Below are 18,433 nucleotides of genomic sequence, written 5' to 3' on the forward strand. Positions count from 1 at the left end.
CGGCTCACGTCTGGCTGGTGCGCCTCAGCCACTTCTCGGCGGGTGGCATCGTCGGGCCCGCCAGCAGCCGGTCCACCAGGGCCGTGGGCGACGCGCTCACGGCGAAGGGCGCGGCCTGCTCCATGGGAACGAAGCCTTCCTCCGCGTGGTGCCGCGCCATGGCCAGCAATGGTTGGAAGAAGCCGCGTGTGTCCAGCAGGCCCATGGGCTTGCGGTGCAGGCCGAGCTGGGCCCAGGTCACGATTTCGAAGAGCTCGTCGAGCGTTCCAAAGCCACCGGGCAGGGCGACGAAGGCATCCGCGCGCTCCGCCATCAGCGCCTTGCGCTCGTGCATGGAGCCGACGGAGTGCAGCTCCGTGAGGCCCCGGTGGGCCAGCTCCTTGGCGCCAAGGAAGCCGGGCAGTACGCCTACGACGTTGCCACCCGCGGCCAGCGCGCCGTCCGCCACCGCGCCCATGAGCCCCACGCTGGCGCCGCCGTAGACGAGCGTCAGTCCTCGCCGCGCCAACTCGGCGCCCATGCGTGTGGCGGCGTCCATGTACTCCGGACGCGCGCCGGGCCGGGAGCCGCAGAACACACAGACACTTCGCACTTCCATGTCAAAAGCCTCCACGCCGCTCGGGGTGGGCTGCGTAGAGCGCCACCACCACGGAGAGAAAAAGAAGGATGGGCAGGGCGCGCGCATAGACCTGCCGGCCCATGCGCAGGGCCAGGCCGCAAGGCAGGCCGAAGAGGAAGCCGCCCAGATGCCCCGCCCAGCTCACGAAGGGGAGCAGGCTGAGGACAGCCACCTGCGCCAGCCAGATGAACAGGTCCCGGCGGCCCTCGCGTGTGGCGACGGGGAGCATCGCCCCCGCCCAGCCGAGAATCATCCCGGACGCGCCCACCGTGGGCACGTCGAAGTCGAAGATGAGTGAGAAGGTGGACGCACCCAGCGCCGTCACCAGGGACAGGCCGAAGAAGCGCAGGCTGCCGATGCCTCGCTCCAGCGTGAAGCCGAGCGTCACCACCACCGACATGTTGAAGAGGAGGTGGAGGGGACTGCCGTGTTCCAGCACCGCGCCCAGCAGCCGCCAGTACTCGCCCGCCTGCACGAAGGGGCCGTACAGGCCCAGGGGCGGAATCTGCATCCGCCCGTGCTCGCTCCGGACCACCTGGGAGATGGGAAGGACCTGCTCCGCCAGGAAGAGCGACACCGCGCAGGCGATGAGCGCGTAGCACACCCAGGGGCGCGGCTGCGGTGGACCTGCCGCCGGTGGGCCAGGGGGCTGCGCGCCGGTGCCTTCACCGCCCGAGGTGGAGGAGGGGGCATCGAGAATGCGTCTTGGACGGGAAGACATTCGGGCTCACGGCTCCCTGGACACGACGGTGTCTCGCAGCCAGCGGTGGTCGTCCGGGTGCGGGTAGTCCAGCGTGTAGTGGAGGCCGCGGCTCTCCTTGCGGCGGCTGGCACAGTCGACGATGAGGTAGGCGACGTCGGCGATGTTCCGCAACTCGATGACGTCGCGAGTCACCTTGAAGCGCCAGTAGTAGTCGCGAATCTCCTCGCGCAGCAGCTCCAGCCGGCGCCGCGCGCGCATCAGCCGCTTGTCCGTGCGGACAATGCCGACGTAGTTCCACATGAGCCTGCGAATCTCGTCCCAGTTGTGGGTGACGACGACGCTCTCGTCCGACTCCACCGCGCTGCCCGAATCCCAGGGCGGTGGGTCCTCGGAGGGAGTGGGCTGGGAGCGCACTTCTTCGGCGGCCACCTGCACGGCGCGGTGGCCGAAGACGAGCCCTTCCAGCAGCGAGTTGGACGCGAGCCGGTTGGCGCCGTGCAGGCCCGTGCAGGTGACTTCTCCAATGGCGTACAGGCTGGGCACGTTGGTGCGTCCCTCCAGGTCCGTCACCACGCCGCCGCACATGTAGTGGGCCGCCGGGACGACAGGGATGGGCTGCACCGCCATGTCGATGTTGAACGCCTTGCAGGTGGCGTAGATGTTGGGGAAGCGCTCGGCGAGGAAGGCGCGTCCCAGGTGCGTCATGTCCAGGTAGACGCAGTCGTCGCCCGTGCGCTTCATCTCCGCGTCGATGGCACGCGCCACCACGTCGCGCGGCGCGAGCGCGCCCATGGGGTGGTAGCGCTCCATGAAGGACGCGCCGCTCTTGAGCTTCAGCTTGCCGCCCTCGCCGCGCAGCGCCTCGCTGATGAGGAAGCTCTTGGCCTCCGGGTGGTACAGGCACGTGGGGTGGAACTGGTAGAACTCCATGTTCGCCACCTTCGCGCCCGCCCGGTACGCCATGGCCACGCCGTCACCCGTCGCCACGTCCGGGTTGGAGGTGTACAGGTACACCTTGCCAGCGCCGCCGGTGGCCAGCACCGTCACCTTGGCCAGGAAGCGCTCGATGACGCCGTCCTCCAGCAGGGCGTAGACCCCCAGACACCGGCTGACCCCAGGGGAGGGGACGCGCCGGTCCTGGATGAGGTCGATGGCGGCCGTATGTGGGAAGAAGGTGATGTTGGGGGCTTCGTCACACGCGGCGAGCAGCGCGCGCTGCACCTCGCGGCCGGTGATGTCGCCCGAATGGATGATGCGGCGCGCGGAGTGGCCACCCTCGCGGGTGAGGTCGAATTCGCCGGTGATGCGGCGGTTGAACTCCGCGCCCAGGTCCGCCAGCTCCTGCACGCGGTCGGGGCCTTCCTTCACCGTGACTTCCACCGCGTCGCGGTGGCACAGCCCCGCCCCCGCCACCAGCGTGTCCTCGATGTGGGCCTCGAAGGTGTCAGGCGGCGCGAGCACGCTGGCGATGCCTCCCTGGGCATAGGCCGTGTTGCTTTCGAAACGGTCGCGCTTGGTGAGGATGGCCACCGTGCCATGGCGGGCCGCCTGGAGGGCGAACGAAAGACCCGCCACGCCGCCTCCCAGGACGAGGAAATCGAACCGATGGGGCATGGTGAGCAGCCTTAGCGACTGTAAGTGCTGGAAACAAGGCGTTTTCTTGAGGACTTTCCCGCGGATGTCTAAGGTTCGTGGGCCGATATGCGTGCCTATTCCGCGTTCCTTTCCGTCGCCGTGCTGGCCCTGCCCTTGTCGGCGGGGGCGGATGCCATCTACCGGTACGTCGAGAAGGACGGCACCATCATCTATACGAACGTGCAGCCCACGGGCAGCAAGCGGGCCAAGGTGCTGAAGGGCACGTTCACCAAGGCCCCCGCGAAGAACACGCCGGTGGTGGGCCGCAAGCGGACCCCGCCGGAGTTGGATCCGCACATCACCGCCGCGGCGCTGCGCTACCGCATCCCGCCGGCGCTCGTGCGCGCCATCATGCACACCGAGAGCAACTTCAACCCCAACGCGCTCAGCCACAAGGGCGCCAGCGGGTTGATGCAGCTCATGCCGGCCACGGCGACGGACATGTACGTGAAGGACATCTTCAACGAGCGTGACAACATCGAGGGGGGCGTGCGGTACCTGCGCGTGCTCGCCAACATGTTCGACGGCGACATGGTGAAGATGGTTGCCGCGTACAACGCCGGCCCCGAAGCGGTGAAGCGCTACGGTGGCAAGGTGCCCCCCTACGAAGAGACGCAGGGGTACGTGCGCAAGGTGCTCAAGCTCTACTACCACTACAAGGAGCGCGAGGCGGCCGTCTCGAGCGGCCCCAGCGAGCCCACATCCCAGAATGACGACGCGCGCGAAGGGGCGGGGGGAGACGAGCCCCGCTGATGATGAGTTCCTCCAGCAGCTCTCCCGCGGTGGCGAGCTGTTGGCCGCAGGCAGGGTCCATGAGGCTCAGCCGTTCCTGGAGCGTGCCCACCAGCTCCAGCCCCGCATGGAGAAGGCGCAGAACCTGCTGGGCCTCTGCTACTTCAAGCTCGGCCTGTACGACAGGGCGGCCGAGCTGTACGAGATGCTGGTGCGCGACAACCCGGTGGACCCGACACTGCGGGTCAACCTGGGCCTGGTGTACCTGAAGACGTCCGCGCTCCAGCGCGCGGCGCGCGAGTTCGAGACGGCCACCGACCTGGCCCCCGAGCACCAGAAGGCCCAGAACTACCTGGGCCTCACCCTGGCGCAGATGGGCGAGTACGGCCGCGCCCGCGAGCACTTCCTGCTCGCCGGCAGTGACGTCATGGCGGAGAAGATGTCTCGCGCCATCGCGGGGGAGAGCTACGCGAAGCCGGCCGCCGCCACGCCGTCGCCCCGAAGCGCTCCAGTGGAGCCCCGTGTCGCCGAGCCGCCGCCGACCGTCGTCGCCGAACCGGAGGACGAAGAGGAGATTCGCTTCGCCGAAGACGAGGGCCCCAGTGCCCTGACCGGCGCCTCGGCGTCCGAGGCGCCAGAAGCCGCGGCGGACAGCGACGTGGCGCGGCAGGCGCCTGCCGAGCCGGCCTTCGATGGAACCTCCGAGACGGTGGCCGGGAGCGTGCCGCTGGCGCCCGTGCCCCTGACGCGGCTGCATCTGCGCAAGGTGCCCGCGACGTCGCTGGCGCCCACGTCTCCGGCGCCGGAGTCCTCACCCGTTCGAGACGGAGGGCGGTCGTCGCTGGCCGAACTCGCCGGCTCGGTCGTCCTTCCCGGCGCGGAGGCGTCGCGGCCCTTCGGTGCGGGGCCGGGCTGCTACACCGTGGCGGTGGAGGGGGAGCTCCTGACGCGCCTGGATGGCCTGGTGGCGCTGGCGGGGCAGCTCTCCTTCCAGCCGGAGATGAAGCGGTTCCGGGGCCGGGCCACGGACAAGTCGTTCGGGGAAGGGGCGGCGCGGATGGTGCGCGCCCGGGGGCAGGGCGTGCTCTATCTGGAGCCGGCCGCGACCCGTACTTTCCTGGCGGTGGACCTGGGCGAGGACTCCGCGTACTTCCGCGACGAGTGCGTGTTCGCCTTCGAGGAGCCGGTCATGTTCGAGAACGGGCGGGTTCCGTCGGACATCGCGCCGGATCTGGACCTGGTGCATTTGCGAGGGAAGGGCCAGGTGCTCTTGAGCCTCCCGGGGCCGCTGCGCGCGGTGGCGGTGCGCCAGGAGCAGCCGGTGACGGTGCCGCTGACGCACCTGGTGGGCTGGCAGGGGAACCTCACGCCGCGCGTGGTGCCCGTGCTCAAGTCCCCTTCTGGGGAGCCGCTGCGGGCGGCGGTGGAGCTGGGCGGTGAAGGTTTTGCCCTCATTGCCCTCGGTGTCCGCTAGAAGGGCCCCTGCCATGGCCACGGACCGAGCGGCGCGGAAACAGCGGAAGCGAGAGGAGCGCGCCCGGAAGCGCGCGGCGCGCAAGCCCAGCGTGTTGGTGCAGGAGTTCTGGAACCTGCCCAACATGCTCACGTTGGGGCGCATCCTCATCATTCCGCTCTTTGTGTGGCTGACCTACGACGCGGACCCCCTCAACTCGCTGCTGGCGGGGCTCGTCTTCGCGGTGGCCGCCATCACCGACGTGGTGGATGGCTACCTCGCGCGGAAGTGGAACCTCATCACCGTGGTCGGCAAGTTCATGGACCCGCTGGCCGACAAGCTCATCGCCATGGCGGCCCTGGTGATGATGGTGCGGCTGGGGCGCATCGCCGCGTGGGTCGTCATCGTCCTGTTGGCGCGGGAGCTCATCGTCAGCGGACTGCGCACCATCGCCGCCAGCGAGGGCATGGTCATCGCCGCGGGCCAGGAGGGGAAGTGGAAGACGTCCCTCCAACTGGTGGGTATCATCTCGCTCTGCGTCCACTACGTGCATCCACTGGAGTTCGGCACCTTCTCCGTGCCGGTGGACTACAACCTGGTGGGCCAGGTGCTCGTCTACCTGTCCGGTGCCTTCTCGGTGTGGAGCGCGGTGGTCTACTTCCGGGCGTTCCTGGCCATGTTGGCGAAGCGTGGGGGGGAGCCTGACCCCGCGAAAAGTGTTTGACGGGTCCGGAAGGGCTCTGTATACCCCACCTCACTTCCGGCCGGCGGTCACACGGCGGTGACGGAAGCGCGGAACCTGATGCGGGAATAGCTCAGCGGTAGAGCATCGCCTTGCCAAGGCGAGGGTCGAGGGTTCAAATCCCTTTTCCCGCTCCAAAATCGGGCCCTCTGGAAACCCAGAGGGCCTTTTAGTTTGCAGGGTCTGACGCGGGAATAGCTCAGCGGTAGAGCATCGCCTTGCCAAGGCGAGGGTCGAGGGTTCAAATCCCTTTTCCCGCTCCAAATTGAGGCCCTCTGGGAAGCCAGGGGGCCTTTTGTTTTTCCGGTGTCCTGGTCGCCCAGGTGCTGGAGCCAGGGCCGGACATTCGCTCGGTTGATGGCTTGCTCTTCAGATGGGCAGCCGTCCGAGGGCGTCAGCAGAGTGGGGCCGGGGCGCCAGGCGTCCTCGCAACAGCAAGAGGCCCTGCTATAGAAGGCCCCCTCATGATTCGGCTCGTCCGTGAACTGTATCAGTACCGAGGCTTGCTCATCAGCCTCGTCCAGCGGGAACTGAAGGCGCGTTACCGCGGCTCGTTCCTCGGCTTCCTGTGGACGTTCCTGAATCCGACGCTCCACATGCTGGTGTACGTGCTGCTGTTCACCGTGGTGATGCGGCAGAACATCCCCAACTTCCCGTTCTTCATGTTCGTGGGCCTGCTGCCGTGGATCTGGTTCTCCACGTCGGTCGGCGGCGGGGCCAGCGCGATCAGCGACCGACGGGACTTGCTGACCAAGGTCCGCTTCCCGGCCCAGGTGCTGCCCACGTCGGTGGTGGTGACGAACCTCTGCAACTTCGTTTTGTCGCTCCCGCTGATGCTGGTGCTGGGCATGGCCTATGGGCAGTGGCCGACCTGGCACGTGGTGTTGTTCCCGGTGGTGGTGCTCATCCAACTCACCTTCACGCTGGCGCTGACCTACATCCTGGCGGCCATCAACGTGACGTTCCGGGACCTGCAGCACATCGTCAGCAACCTGCTGACGCTGTGGTTCTTCGCCACGCCGGTGCTGTATCCGCTCTCCACCATCCAGGATGAGGGCGCCCGCTCGTTGATGCTGGCGCTCAACCCCATGGTCAGCTTGATGACGTCGTACCAGGCCATCTTCTACGAGCACCGACTGCCGGACGCAGAGCCCTTGATGGCGCTGGCGGCTGTCTCCGTGGTGCTGCTGTGGGCTGCCTCGTCCATCTTCGAATCCCGCCGCGAAGAGTTCGCGGAGTCCATCTGAGCGTCGGCATGCCTGAATCCATGGACGCCATCATCCTGAAGGACGTCGTGAAGAGCTTCCGGAAGCGGACCATCCGGGGCGAGTACACGACCTTCAAATCCGAGCTGCTTCGCTGGCTGCGCGGCAAGCGCCAGTCGCGCGATGCGAGCCTCATCACCGCGCTGCGCGGCATCAACCTCACCATTCCCAAGGGGAAGACGGTGGGCATCATCGGGCGGAATGGCTCGGGGAAGAGCACGCTGCTCAAGCTCATCACCGGCATCTACACGCCCACCTCCGGCGACCTGCAGATCAACGGTCGCATCTCCGCCTTGCTGGACCTGGGCGCTGGTTTCCATCCGGACTTCTCCGGACGGGAGAACATCCTCATCAACGGCATCATCCTGGGCATGACGCGCGCCGAGGTCCGGGCCCGGATGGATGAAATCATCGCCTTCAGTGAGCTGGGCGAGTTCATCGACGAGCCGGTGCGCACCTACTCCAGCGGTATGTACATGCGCCTGGCGTTCGCGGTGGCCACGCACGTGGACCCGGACATCCTCATCATCGACGAAATCCTCGCCGTCGGGGACGAGCACTTCAGCAAGAAGAGCCTCGCCAAGATGATGGACTTCAAGCGTCAGGGGAAGACCATCGTCCTGGTGACGCACGAGCTGGGCACCGTGGAGCGCTGGTGCGACCTGGCTGCGTGGATTGATGGTGGCTACGTCCGCCGCGTAGGCAAGCCCTCGGAAGTCACCGCCGAGTACCGTGAGGCCATCTCCCTGGCGGAGGCGCAGTCCGCCGCCTTCACGCCTCCGGCGCTCACGGAAGGGGGCGGTGCGCTGCCGCAAGTCCCCTCCGAAGCGCTGCCCGCCGAAGGGCCCGTCCGCATCCAGCGGGTGCAACTGCTGGATGCTCGGGGCGAGTCCCTGGAGGTCCTGTCGCCGGAGGAGGGCCTGGAGGTCCGTGCGGAGTTCTCCGTGGAGGGGCCATGTGAGGACGTGGACTTCCACGTGCGACTGCAGGCCGCGGACGGGCGCACCCTGTATGAGACGAGCACCCGCCGAGAGGCGGTGGTGCTCTCTCGGATGCCGAACCCGGGCGTGCTTCGTTTCGTGGTCGAGCGCCTGGGGGCGCTGGGGGGCGACTACTCCCTGGTGGTGTCGGCCCGGGCCTCGAAGGGTGAGTCGTCCGGGCGCTGTGCGTTCCGGGTGGTGTCGGCGACCGAGGAGGAGGGGGTGTTTCGTCCTCCTCACCGGTGGTTGGTGGAGCCGGGGGCCAACTCCCAGGCGGGCGTCTCATTCGAGCCGGGCACGTCTCCACGTGTGGAGGTGGGATGAAGGTTCAGGAGCGTGCCGGTACCCAGGGGGAAGGGTGAGTCATGTGGCAGAAGTGGGCTGATGTGACGCAGGGGCACGTGGCGGCGCCGGGGCCGGGAGATTTCGCGCAGATGGTGGCTGTCCTCCGGAAGGTGCTGGAGGAGCGTCAACCGTGCGCGCCCGAACAGTGCGATGAGCGCAGCGCCCTGGAAGGTGCGCTGCGCCTGGCGACGGAGCACCTCCATCGCGCGCTCCCCGACGGCGGCCAGGGCCTGTCCTCGCTCCAGGAAGCCGCGAGGCTGGCGGACCCGGCTGCGTTCTCCATCCCTGCGTCGCATCGGGCGCGTGGGGGCACGCTGGTGACGTCCGCCAAGCGGGCCTTCGTCAACGGGTTGGAGCCCTTCCACATCGAGATGCTGCGGCCCCAGGGGAACTTCAACCGCGCGCTCGTGCGGGTGCTGGAGTACCTGACGGTGCATCGGGCATTGGGCCTGCGAGATGACGTGTCCTCCTGGGCCGTCGCTCAGCTGGAGCCGCTGGCGGTGCCCACCCGATGGGTGGTGGGGTCGCATCGCGGCCGCGTGGCGGGAGCGCTGGTGGGCTTCGCCAAGCGGGGCTACCTCTACACGTTGGGGCCCGTGCTGGAGGCCGTGCTTCAGGGGCAGGCCCGGTGGAATCTGGCCATGGTGGAGGCCATCCGCGCGGCGGCGGGTGCCCAGGCTCCAGCAGAAGCCGAGGCCCGCCGCCATGTCGCGGACGTCGAAGCGCTGCGCGAACCGCTGGCGGGCCGGACCCTGCCCGGCGCCCTCCGCGTCACCCAGCCGCTGTGGGGCGAGGTGCTGCGGCGCCAGTCCCGTTTCAATGCCGAGTCGGTGCTCGCGCTCGCCAACCTCCTGGGCACGCGGACGGCGCCGCCACAGCCGCCGTCGCTGGCGGACTACCCTGCCTGGTGCGCGGCGCGGGAGCCGGCGCGTGTCACCGCGTCACAGGAAGCCGTCGCGCGGCTGTCGCGGCGACCGCTCATCTCGCTGGTCACGCCGGTCCACGACGCCTCGGAAGCCTTCCTTCGTGAGTGCCTCGCCTCGGTCACCTCTCAGGTGTACGCCGACTGGGAATGGATCCTGGTGGATGATGCCAGCACCGCGCCGCACCTGACGCGCATCCTCCGGGAAGCGGCGGAGCGGGAGGCTCGCATCCGGGTCCTCACCGCGTTGTCCGAAGGGGACACGGCCCGGGCCACCAACGAGGGGCTCGCGGCGTGCCGTGGGGACTTCGTGGGGTTCCTGGGCGCTGAGGACACGCTCTCTCCGCATGCCCTGGCCGAGGTGGCGCTGGCGTTCCTGGCGCAGCCCGAGCTCGCGCTCCTCTACACCGACGAGGACGGTTTGGACGCGCAGGGCCACCGCTCCGAGCCGTTCTTCAAGCCGGACTGGTCGCCCGACCTGCTGCGCTCCGTGGACTACGTCCGTCACTTCCTGGTGGTCCGTCGGGAGACGCTGGCGCAGGTGGGCGGTCTGCGAGAGGGCTTCGATGGCGCTCAGGGCCATGACCTGATGCTGCGGCTGAGCGAGGCCACCTCGTCCATTGGCCACGTCACGGAGCCGCTGTACCACGCACGTGAGGGGTCGGCGGCTTCGGTCAGCCGGGGCGCCGGGCTGGACACGGCGACGAAGGCGGGCGTGCGGGCGCTGTCGGAGCACCTGGCTCGCCGAGGGGAGTCCGCGGAGGTGACGAGCCCGGCGCCCATGCAGTACCGGGTCCGCTATCCCGTGCGGGGCACGCCGAAGGTCTCCATCATCGTCCCGTTCAAGGATCGCCCGGACCTGCTGCGCACGCTGGTGGACAGCCTCCTGGCGCAGACCCGCTACCCCCATTTCGAGGTGTTGCTCGTCTCCAACAACAGCACCCGGCCGGAGACATTCGCGCTGCTGGAGCAATGGGTGGACCCGCGGCTGGTGAAGCTGACGTGGGACCACCCCTTCAACTACCCGGCCATCAACAACTGGGCCGCGAAGCAGGCCTCCGGGGAGCTGCTGCTCTTCCTCAACAACGACATGGAGGTGGTGGACCCCTCCTGGCTGGATGAGCTGGTCTCCCAGGCCCAGCGGCCCGAGGTGGGCGCGGTGGGGTGCAAGCTGCTCTTCCCCGAGGGCACCGTGCAGCATGCGGGCGTCGTGGTGGGGATGACGGGCTTCGCGGGGCATCCTTTCTGGCGGCTGCCGGAGGGGCCCATCTCCACTCCGTTCGGGCACACCGAGTGGACGCGGAACTGGCTGTCCGTCACCAGCGCATGCGTCATCCTCCGCCGCGAGGTCTTCCAGTCGCTGGGCGGCTTCGACGAGCGTTTCCAGGTGTGTGGCAGTGACGTGGAGCTGGGCCTGAGGCTGAATGCCAAGGGCCTCCGCGTGGTGTGCACGGCGCAGACGCGGCTCATCCATCATGAGTCAGCCAGCCGGCGTGCGGACGCCATTCCCGAAGCGGACTACTGGCTGTCCTATGCTGCCTACCGGCCGTGGCTGGGGCCGAAGGGCGACCCCTATTACAACCCGCACCTCACGCTGATGGCCACGGACTGCGGCCTCCGCCGACATCCGGAGGATGGCGAGCAACTGGCGGTCCGGACGCTGGGGCGCGACGTTCCGAGCGCGCGGGATGTCCGGGGCGAGCAGCGTGCGCGGGCGCAGCGGCACCTCATCGAACACCTGGAGGCGTGGGACTTCACGCCCGAACAGGCCCAGACCTCGCGCGAGTCGGCGCCGGCGGCGCTGGCGGCGCTGCGCGCGAAGGGGCGGGTGGAGACGGCGACCTGGTTCGTTCCCGCCTTCGGCCATGTCTACGCGGGCATCCACACCATCTTCCGCTTCGCGGACCTGATGCAGCGCCGCCACGGCGTGCGCAGCGACTTCGTCATCTATGATCAGCCGAGCGTGAGGCCCGGTGACATCGAGGCCCGCGTGGCGGCCATCTGCCCGGGCGCGGTCGGGGCGGTGCGTGTGCTGCGCCGGCCAGAGGACGTGGCGCTCCTGCCCGCATGCGATCTGGCGCTGGCCACCGCGTGGACCTCCGCATACCGCGTCCTGCACCACCCGCGGGCTGGCGTTCGCGGCTACTTCGTTCAGGACTACGAACCGCTGTTCCATGCGGCGGGCACCCCCTCCGCGCTGGCCGAGCAGACGTATGGCCTGGGCTTCTACGGCATCTTCAACACCCCCGGGCTCTACGAACACGTCGCGGGCCTGCATGGGATGGAGGGCGCCTGGTTCGAGCCCGCAGTGGATGGGACCTTGTTTCATCCGCGTCGGCCACCGCGCCAGGGCCCTGTGCGTGTGTTCTTCTACGGACGCCCGGGCAATGAGCGCAACGGCTTCGAGCTGGGGCTGGCCGCGTTGGCGCAGCTCAAGCGGGAGCTGGGCCCCGCCGTCGAGGTGCTCGCGGCGGGCGCGGAGTGGGACCCCGAGGCCTACGGCGTCAGGGGGCTCATCACCAACCTCGGAATGTTGCCGGCGGAACGGACGGGGGCGCTCTACCGCGAGTGCGATGTCGGGTTGTGTTTCATGTTCACCCGGCATCCGTCGTATCTGCCGCTGGAGATGATGGCTTGCGGTGTCACGGTCGTCACGAACGACAATCCCACCAATCGGTGGTTGCTGGCGCACGGTGAGAACTGCCTGCTTGCCGAGCCGACCCCGAGTGGCGTACTGGCCCGGCTTCGCGACGCCGTCTCCAACGGCGCGCTCCGGGCCCGGCTCGGTGCGAATGCCGCGGAGCGGGTCCGCCGGACGTCGTGGGAGGCCGAGGTAGACCGGGTCATGAAGGGCTTGCTGAACACAGGTGTGCACCCAGCGGCGACGCTGGATGACCGGGCTTCATCCTTGGAACACGCCAGCTGAGCACAGGCGCGCTGGCGGTCGAACATTGGCCCAGGGGGGCCGCGGCAGAAGGAATCTCCACCATGCGGGATGACACCCATCTTCACATCGCGTCGCCGGAGCCGAGCGCCCCGCGGCAGTCGCAGCCGGAAGAAGCTGCAAGCAGCCAGTATTGGAAGGCCACGAGCGGCTACACCTATCGGGAGATGATCCGCACGCGTCAGGACGCGGGCAACCCCGGCTATGGCCAACAGGAGGCGCTGCTCACGAAGCTGATGCAGACCGAGCAACGCGCCCTGGGGCGGCCGCTGGACGTCCTGGAGTTTGGCTGCGGCTTCGGGCGGCATGCCTCCTACCTGGCGCCCCTCGAAGGCGTTCGCTACCACGGCTACGACTTCTCCGAGGCGATGATGGAGCCCCTGCGGCAAGCGCCGCCGGTGGGGCTGCTGCCCATGGAAGAGCGGCTCTTCTGTGGGCCAGATGCCCTGGCGGCGGTGGGGGACAGGACGTTCGACGTGGTGTTCACCGTGTCCGTCCTCATCCACAACCCGCCGGAGCGCCTGCCTGGCCTGATGGAGTCGTTGGGCAAGCTCGTGCGTCCCGGCGGATTGCTGTGCCTGGTCGAAAACCAGCTCGTTCCCTTCGGCATCTGGGAGAACGCCTGGCACCAGGGATGCTGGCTGCACCCGTACGCGGAGCTGACGCCCGCTGGCTGGGACATACATCATGGCGGTGGCCTCCTGGCCACGCATGACGTCTACGTCTTCAAGCGCAACGCGTCCCAAGGCCGTCGCTTCTTCCAGCTCCAGTCCGTGGAGCAGCCCCGGGACGAGCGCCGGGAGGTGACGCTGGAGTCGCTGAACGTCGAGTCCCTGCCCCGACTGCGGGCGTGGACGGAGCACGCGGGCGAGGTGCTCCGGGCGGGGAACGGCTCGGCGGGGATGCAGGTTTCCGAGCTGACGGAGCGCCTGGCGGTCGAACTGAAGCGGTCGGAGCGGCGGCAGCGCTTGTTGTCGATTTCGGATGAGCTGGTCCGCCTTCGCGCAGAGCCGGTCGTGACTGCTCGGGCGCCGGTCGACACGCTTGCGCCGCGTTATGGGCATGACAACGTGGCGGAGGCCGTCGTTGTCGATGCGCCGCTGGATACGACGTGGGCTCACGTCGACCCGCGGCTCTCCCGGGTGGTGCATCTCTTCCACCAGGAGTGGTACGGCATCCGTGCTGCGTCTGGCTACGCGCCGGGACACAAGATTGGCATCACGGCGAATCGCGCGCTGACCGCGGCGGATCACCAGCGCATCGCCGAAACGTGTGAGCGGCTGGGCGCACGGTCCATCATCTTCCAGGGGTTTTCGCCCAATGCCCTGGAAGTCATGCACATGCTTCGCCGCGTGTTCGGCAGCACGCTCAAGCTGTGCTGCGTGTGGCACGGCTCCACGGCCCAGTTCCACTTCGACTTCGAATTGGAGACCTTCAGCCGCTTGCTGGCGCTCCGGGAGCAGGGGCTTCTTGATGCCGTGGCTTGCGTCAAGCCAGAGATGCACTTGATGTCGCCGCTGCTCTTCCAGAAGGTCCTGCTCAACCTTCCTCCTCGGGTGGCACCGGCGGACCAGCGTCACCGCGCTCCGCCGACGCGGGCCGCCTTCGTTCCGACGCCCAACAACTGGTGGAAGAACTTCTATTCCAACGTCTTCGTCGCCGCGTCACTGCCGGGGATGGAGCGCGTCTTCGTCACCAGTCCTTTCTCGGCCCGCCCGGAGCTGCCCCTCAAGGCTTCCGTCATCAACGTCGGGCCGTTGAACCGTTCGGAGCTGTTCAACCTCATCCGGGAGACGGACGTCGTCCTCAACGTGACGCTCGCCGAGTGCCAGCCGATGACCGCCCTGGAGGGACTGACTCACGGTGTGGCGTGCCTGACAGGACCGTTGACCCTGGGGGCTCTGGATGAACACCCCTATCAGCGGTTGGTTCAGGTCGCGGGCACCGGCTCGCTCGGACAGATTCGCTCGGCGTTGGAGCGGGTCGTCGGCCTCCGGGAGCGTTCGCCGGAGGAGTACGCGCAGATGCTGGAGGACTACACCCAGACGCTCTGCGCCCAAGCGATCAACCACTATCTTGAGTTCGCACAGCCATGAGCATGACCCGCGTCTGCCTCGTTACCGATGAGCTCTACCCCTTCACCCCAGGGGGCATTGGCCGCGTCGCGCACAACCTCATCATGGACTCGCAGCGCCACGGCGCGAACGTGGAGTTCCATGTCCTGTTCCCGCCCACTGTTTCCGTGCAGACGGCCCAGGTGGAGCTCTTCTTCGGGGGACGGGTGAAGGCGCATCTGTGCGACTTCCGCGAGCCACAACAGACCACCGCGGATGCGCATGGCTTCTATCCGCCCACGGAAGCCTTTCGGGATTCGCGTTGGCACGGTGAGTCGTTGGAGGTGATGCGCTACCTGAAGGCGCGCGAAGCGGAGGGCTTGCGCTTCGACGTCATCGAGTTCGCGGATTTCCGCGGCTGGGCCTTCGCCGCGCTGCAGGAGAAGCACCTGGGGCTGGCTTTCGCGCAGACCACCCTCTCGGTGCGGCTGCACTCGAGCTACGGCACCCTCATGCACCACGAGCCCAACACGCTCGAGGTCGAGAACCTGGGGCGGTACGAAATCGAGCGGAAGTCCTTGCTCGATGCGGACCTCGTGGTGGGACATCTGCCCTGCATCGCCGAGTTCAACCGGCGCTTCTACGGCTTCGATGACGCGTGGATGCGCAAGGTGCGGGTGGAGTTTCCCCCGGTGGTCATGGAGTCTCCGGCGGAGCCGTCCCGGCCGTTCGACGTTCCCGCGGCCCAGCGCAACCTGGTGTTTGTCACCAAGATCCAGCCCTTCAAGCAGCCGGATGTCTTCGTCCGGGGCGCCGTGCTGTTGATGCGCACGTGGCCGGAGTATCAGGGCAAGGCCATCCTGGCGTGCCATGCCTTCGACCCGGAATTCCTCGCAGAGGTCAAGGCGCTCATCCCGTCGGACCTGACGGACCGCTTCGTCTTCATCAAGCCAGGTCCTGACCGCGAAGCCCACATGCGCGCGGGGGTGGTGGTCATCACCTCCAGCTACGAGTCGCTGAACCTCACGGCCTACGAGGCTTCCGTCGCGGGCACCCGGCTGGTGCTCAACTCGGCCTGCCTGGCCTTCGGTGACGACAGCCCCTTCGTCGACGGGGTCCACTGCCACAAGTATGACGGCAGCGTGGACGCGCTGGTGGTGGCCATGCGCAAGGCGTTGGAAGGACCGGAGCTGGCCCCCGTCCGCTGGACGGTGGACCGTCCCTATTGGGAGCGCCACGCGCGGGAGGCGCCGCCCACGCGAAGCCCTCAGTCGCCGCTGGTCAGCGTGGTCATCATCAATCAGGACCAGGGCATCTTCCTGCCCATCGCGCTGCAAGGCATCGCCGCCAGCACGTACCCGGAAGTGGAAGTCGTCATCGTGGATGATGGGTCCACGAGCGCCTTCGACATGCAGGTCCTGCAGCGTCTGGAGCGGTCCGCGACTGAAGGGGAGGGGCTTCGTGTCGTCCGCTCTCCGATCCGCCGCGGGTTCGCGGGGGCTCGTAACCTGGGTGTCCGAGCCGCACGCGGGGCCTACGTCGTGTTCCTGGAGTCGGACGACAGCCTTTCCCCGGACTTCATCCAACACGCTGTCTCCGCGCTGGAAGCGCGACAGGAGTTCTCTGGGGTGGTCCCCACCGGGGGCCGCTTCCATTCCAGCGAAGAGTTGGCCAACCGCCAGTTCAAGGGGTTCATGACGTACCTGGGGGATTGTCCGACGTACGCGCTGGTCGCGAACCAGGTCTCCGCGCCGACGGCGCTGCTGCGCCGAACCGTCCTGGAGCAGCACGCCTACAATGAAGCCCTGTCTGGCTATGCGGACTGGGATTTCTTCCTGCGGCTCGCGCAGGGGGGACACCGCTTCCTGGTGACGAACCAGGTCCACTTCTTCTCGCGGCGGGGGCATGCCATCACCCCGTCCGCGTCCCAGCAGCGCCAGCACTTCCGCTGGCTGGTGCGGCTCTTCGAAGGCGTGCCCGCGCCGCTGCACCCGTCGACGCGGCTCTTCGCCCTGCTCGCGCACTCCCGCGACGCCATGGTCGACCCATATGGCGCGCTCGACACGCAGGAGCGTCGGCAAGCCTCCGCGGCGTCCGCGTCCATGGAGTCCGCCCAAGCGCTGGCCGAGGCCGCGCGCCCGCTGCGCTACGACGTGGTCGATTTGATGAACGCGGCCTTGAAGCGCCTGCCCCTCGTGCACCCCTTGCTCAAGCAGGCCGTCGCGGGCAAGTCCGCTCCCACCGGCGGGGAGACGGGGGGCGCGAGTCCCGGGGAGGTGCCTCCGCTTCGTTACGTGCTCGTGGACCGCGCGAACACGCTCTTCAAGCGGATGCCTGTCGTTCACCGCGCGATTCGGAGCACGGTCAGCCGGCTGACCTGAGCGTCGACGCGTCCTGCGAAGCGGAAGGTGCGCGCCGCGGCGCTTCGGCCGCCGGCGCCGCATTCAGTCGCATCCCCGCGAGCCATGCGGGAACGAACATCAGGGCCACGAGGAACACGGGGTACTGATAGCGCACGTCGGGTGACGGGATGAGCGCGGCGAGCGCCGCCGTATGCAAGACGACGGGGAGCGCCACGGCGGCGAGCCGCCAGGTCCGGTGGCGGATGCATGCCACCGCGCAGGCGAGCAGCAACAGGTAGAGCGGCAGCGCCGGTGGTGTAGCCCCCTGAAGAGTCGGACAGGCTCGTTCGGCTAATAAGCGAGTCTGACAATGGAGAAGAAGAGCCAAGAGGGAGCCCCTGAGGGGGCGGAGAAGGGCAAGCGCCGTCGGCGGTATTCGGCGGGGGAGAAGCTGCGCCTGGTGACTGAGTGCGAGGCGCCGGGCAGTAGCGTGTCCCTGGTGGCGCGGAAGTACGGCATCAGCCCCAGCCAACTGTTCCGCTGGAGGCACCTGAAGGAGGCGGGCGGCGAGTCCGGTCTGCGGGCGGGGGAGGCCGTGGTGCCCGAGTCTGAGGTGCAGGCGCTCAAGGCCCAGGTGCGAGAGCTCCAGCGGCTCTTGGGCAAGAAGACGCAGGAGGCGGAAGTCCTCCGGGACGCGGTGGAGTTGGCCCGCGAAAAAAACTATTGTCGCCCGCGGCCTTGTCGAAGCTGAGAGGCATCCTGTGAGCGCGGTGGCCCGGGCCCTCGGCGTGTCCCGCTCCACCCTGAATCGTCGCCTGAGGGCTCGGGAGCCCCGCCGCCCAGACGCTCATGCCGACGCCGAGGTGCTGGAGGGACTCAAGGCCGTCGCCCAGGAGCGCGCCACGTACGGCTACCGCAGGGCGTGCGCTGTCCTCAACCGACAGCGCCGGGCAGCGGGGAAATCGCCCGTCAACCACAAGCGGGCGTACCGGCTCATGCGCGACGCCCAACTCCTCCTCCAGCGGCACGCAGGGAAGCCTACCCGTACCCATGAGGGCACCATCATCACGTTGAAGTCCAACCTGCGCTGGTGCAGCGACGGCTTCGAAATCCGCTGCTGGAGCGGCGAGCGCGTCCAGGTGGCCTTCAGCCTCGACTGCTGCGACCGGGAGCTCATCGCGTACCGGGCGTCCGCGGAGCACCCCACCGGCCTCACCATTCAGGATTTGATGGCCGAAACGGTGGAGGCCCGCTTCGGCCCGGGCACCTCGAGGGTGCCCCACCCGGTGGAGTGGCTGTCCGACAACGGGCCCGTCTACACGAGCAAGGACACGCGCGATTTCGGCCGGAATCTGGGCTTGGTGGTATGCACCACGCCCGCCTACTCCCCGGAGAGCAACGGCATGGCCGAGGCTTTCGTGAAGACGTTCAAGCGCGACTACGTGTACGTCAACGACTTGCCCTCCGCTTCCCACGTCCTCTCCTAGTTGCCCGTCTGGTGCGACGACTACAGCCGCTGCCACCCTCATCGCGGACTGAAGATGATGTCACCCCGTGAGTTCCGTAGTGCTAACTCCCAACCCTGAGCTGTCCGATTTGACGGGGGCAACTACAGCGTCGCGACCCCTGTGGTGTCGCTCACCCCTCGAGAGCCCGCTTCACTTCCGCCGGCAGATGAGGGGCAGTTGGGCGGGTAG

12 protein-coding genes, 2 tRNA genes and 1 pseudogene are annotated in these 18,433 nt (G+C 68.1%); 11 read left to right on the top strand and 4 right to left on the bottom strand.

All coding sequences use genetic code 11. The annotated features are described in order from the left end of the window. Positions 1-4 precede the first annotated feature (4 nt). The 3 genes from HNV26_RS18965 to nadB are packed head-to-tail and all read right to left on the bottom strand — an operon-like array spanning position 5 to position 2,936. On the bottom strand, positions 5-598 hold the full coding sequence (locus tag HNV26_RS18965) for an LOG family protein (RefSeq protein WP_171439592.1): 594 nt from the start codon (positions 596-598) through the stop codon (positions 5-7). Position 599: 1 nt separating this feature from the next. Beyond that, positions 600-1,340, bottom strand: coding sequence for a rhomboid family intramembrane serine protease (locus HNV26_RS18970; RefSeq protein ID WP_216612493.1), 741 nt, complete (start codon positions 1,338-1,340; stop codon positions 600-602). Positions 1,341-1,346: 6 nt separating this feature from the next. Beyond that, positions 1,347-2,936, bottom strand: coding sequence for an L-aspartate oxidase (gene nadB / locus HNV26_RS18975; RefSeq protein ID WP_171439591.1), 1,590 nt, complete (start codon positions 2,934-2,936; stop codon positions 1,347-1,349). Positions 2,937-3,023: 87 nt separating this feature from the next. On the opposite strand from nadB, the gene HNV26_RS18980 reads away from it, so the two are divergent. The 10 genes from HNV26_RS18980 (at position 3,024) to HNV26_RS19025 (ending at position 16,775) form a co-directional block, all read left to right on the top strand. Beyond that, positions 3,024-3,710 (top strand): lytic transglycosylase domain-containing protein, encoded by a 687-nt coding sequence (locus HNV26_RS18980; protein WP_090494241.1) that lies wholly within the window; start codon positions 3,024-3,026, stop codon positions 3,708-3,710. Further along, positions 3,667-5,163 carry a tetratricopeptide repeat protein gene (locus HNV26_RS18985; protein ID WP_171439590.1) on the top strand — a complete coding sequence of 499 codons (1,497 nt, stop codon included), beginning with the start codon at positions 3,667-3,669 and terminating at the stop codon, positions 5,161-5,163. Before HNV26_RS18980 ends, HNV26_RS18985 begins: the two co-directional genes overlap by 44 nt. 13 nt (positions 5,164-5,176) lie before the next feature. Next, the gene (gene pgsA / locus HNV26_RS18990) at positions 5,177-5,866 is read left to right on the top strand and encodes a CDP-diacylglycerol--glycerol-3-phosphate 3-phosphatidyltransferase (RefSeq protein WP_020477889.1); all 690 of its coding nucleotides are present in this window, start codon (positions 5,177-5,179) and stop codon (positions 5,864-5,866) included. Positions 5,867-5,946: 80 nt separating this feature from the next. Next, a tRNA-Gly gene (locus HNV26_RS18995) sits at positions 5,947-6,021 on the top strand. Between the two features lie 51 nt (positions 6,022-6,072). Further along, positions 6,073-6,147 (top strand) — tRNA-Gly (locus HNV26_RS19000). Positions 6,148-6,348: 201 nt separating this feature from the next. After that, positions 6,349-7,131 carry an ABC transporter permease gene (locus tag HNV26_RS19005; protein ID WP_171439589.1) on the top strand — a complete coding sequence of 261 codons (783 nt, stop codon included), beginning with the start codon at positions 6,349-6,351 and terminating at the stop codon, positions 7,129-7,131. 8 nt (positions 7,132-7,139) lie between these two features. Next, entirely contained in the window at positions 7,140-8,453 is a 1,314-nt protein-coding gene (locus tag HNV26_RS19010; RefSeq protein ID WP_171439588.1) for an ABC transporter ATP-binding protein, read from the top strand. Between the two features lie 41 nt (positions 8,454-8,494). Further along, positions 8,495-12,322 (top strand): O-antigen biosynthesis protein RfbC, encoded by a 3,828-nt coding sequence (gene rfbC, locus HNV26_RS19015; protein WP_171439587.1) that lies wholly within the window; start codon positions 8,495-8,497, stop codon positions 12,320-12,322. Positions 12,323-12,384: 62 nt separating this feature from the next. After that, complete coding sequence (locus HNV26_RS19020; protein ID WP_171439586.1) at positions 12,385-14,436, top strand: class I SAM-dependent methyltransferase; 2,052 nt, start codon at positions 12,385-12,387, stop codon at positions 14,434-14,436. Then, complete coding sequence (locus HNV26_RS19025; RefSeq protein WP_171439585.1) at positions 14,433-16,775, top strand: glycosyltransferase; 2,343 nt, start codon at positions 14,433-14,435, stop codon at positions 16,773-16,775. Before HNV26_RS19020 ends, HNV26_RS19025 begins: the two co-directional genes overlap by 4 nt. On the opposite strand, the gene HNV26_RS19030 is transcribed toward HNV26_RS19025, so the two are convergent. Beyond that, positions 16,759-17,028, bottom strand: coding sequence for a hypothetical protein (locus HNV26_RS19030; protein WP_253816772.1), 270 nt, complete (start codon positions 17,026-17,028; stop codon positions 16,759-16,761). The genes HNV26_RS19025 and HNV26_RS19030 overlap by 17 nt on opposite strands. A 78-nt stretch (positions 17,029-17,106) precedes the next feature. On the opposite strand from HNV26_RS19030, the pseudogene HNV26_RS19035 reads away from it, so the two are divergent. After that, positions 17,107-18,333, top strand: a pseudogene (locus HNV26_RS19035) (IS3 family transposase); the annotation flags it as partial. Positions 18,334-18,433: the final 100 nt, after the last annotated feature.

It is taken from the genome of Myxococcus xanthus (genome assembly GCF_013116825.1).
Classification (GTDB): Bacteria; Myxococcota; Myxococcia; order Myxococcales; family Myxococcaceae; genus Myxococcus; species Myxococcus xanthus_B.